This is a genomic window from Pseudochrobactrum sp. AO18b, assembly GCF_000409565.1.
Taxonomy (GTDB): domain Bacteria; phylum Pseudomonadota; class Alphaproteobacteria; order Rhizobiales; family Rhizobiaceae; genus Pseudochrobactrum; species Pseudochrobactrum saccharolyticum.
In genome coordinates this window covers 1-1719 of record NZ_ANNO01000247.1, presented here as the reverse complement: position 1 = coordinate 1719, position 1719 = coordinate 1, and the positions used below count along the sequence as shown (strand labels likewise).

The window sequence follows — 1719 nt, the reverse complement described above, 5'->3', positions numbered from 1 at the left end:
CGCAACCCGGCCTCCCCGTTTCAATCATGCACAAGCGATTTCAGAAAATGAAGTTTCCCCTCAACCGCTTGTGATAAAAATCAGCGAACAAACTGACGGTAAATTACACCATCGCGCTCAATATCCAAACGCCATAATGCACTGCGTCCGGCAGAAAGCACAGCCAGCAGATCGTCGACATTGGCAATGGCTGTACCATTCACGCCGCGCACAATGTCACCAGCCTTCAAATTCATCGCCTGTGCAGGCGTGTTGTTTTTCACACCGCTGATAACCACACCGCGTGTTGTCGGTGCGAGGCCGGATTTACGTGCCAGTTCCGGTGTAATATTCTGCACCTGCGCACCAGCCAGCGGATTGCGACCTGTGACTTCCCGTGCAGGCGCTTCTTTTGGCGGCTGAGCAAGCGTAACAGCAACCTCACGGGATTTACCGTCATTCAGCACAGTCATCTGCACTGTCTTGCCAATACCGGCGGTGGATACGCGATAGGCCAGCGCATCCGGATTATCGACCTTCACACCGTCAATCGCGGTAATCACATCACCGACTTGAATACCGGCTTCTGCCGCAGGGCTTTTTTCAGCCAGATCAGTAATCAGTGCACCGGAAGGCTGCCTCAGGCCAAGACCGGCAGCAATATCCGGTGTAATCGCCTGAAAAGTTGCACCGACATAAGGGCGCTCGAATGTGTCACTACCGCTCTCCGCAGATTTCACGACAGCTGAAACCATATTCGATGGAATAGCAAAGCCGATACCGACAGAACCGCCGCTACGCGAATAAATCGCTGTGTTGATACCAATCAGATTACCGTTCATATCAATCAGCGCGCCGCCGGAATTACCCGGATTAATTGCGGCATCGGTCTGAATGAAGAAGTCAAAATCTGAGACGCCAACCTGCGTACGTGACTGCGCAGAAACAATACCGCTGGTCACAGTCTGCCCGACACCAAACGGATTACCGATTGCCAGCACCAGATCACCAACCTCAACCTTATCGGAATCAGCAAGCTTAATGGTTGGCAGTTCTTCTTTGGCATCAATTTTCAGAATCGCCAGATCTGTTGTCACATCATTGAGCAGCAGCTTTGATGAGAATTCACGGCCATCAGCCAGCGCAACTTTAATATCATCCGCACCATCAATAACGTGATTATTGGTCACGATCAGACCGGAACTGTCTACGATCACACCGGAACCCAGCGACTGCTCCAAGCGTGGTTTATTCGGACGCATCTGCCCACCGAAAAACTGTTCAAAGAACGGATCACCGGCAAATGGCGAGCGCTGCTGCACTTTACGGCCGGCATAGACATTCACCACCGCACCGGAAGTCGATTTTACCAAAGGCGCGTAGGAAAGCTGAATGTCGCTATGGGACTGCGGCACCTGTTTCTCGGCAATTGCAGGGGTGCTCACGGCAGGCGCAAAAACAGAAATCGTTCCCGCTGCAATAACGCCGGTGAGTAAAACAGCCAGACCGGCCTTGTAAATTTTACCTAAGCGCCCCGATTTATTGACCGGATCATTCTGCAGATGTGAAGCCATACTTGTATCCCACTTTTCGGAAACCGACTGATTAGGATGAATATAGGCTTCAAAACCAGACGGAAAAGAGGCCGGACAACAAACATAAAATTAAATTATTGTAATAAAACAGTGCATTAGAAGCGACTTTACATAAATCCCGTCTCTCCGAAGAGTACAGGATCAT

General features: G+C 50.7%; 1 protein-coding gene. It reads right to left on the bottom strand.

Translation table 11 applies throughout. The features are described from left to right. Nucleotides 1–80: 80 nt before the first annotated feature. A complete protein-coding gene (locus A918_RS0110205) occupies nucleotides 81–1553 on the bottom strand; it encodes a DegQ family serine endoprotease (RefSeq protein WP_022710965.1) in 1473 nt (490 codons plus the stop codon). Nucleotides 1554–1719 lie beyond the last annotated feature (166 nt).

What these genes read in the sequence shown, in the direction of transcription:
- A918_RS0110205 (WP_022710965.1), bottom strand. Translation starts at nt 1,553, where the DNA reads ATGGCTTCACATCTGCAGAATGATCCGGTCAATAAATCGGGGCGCTTA.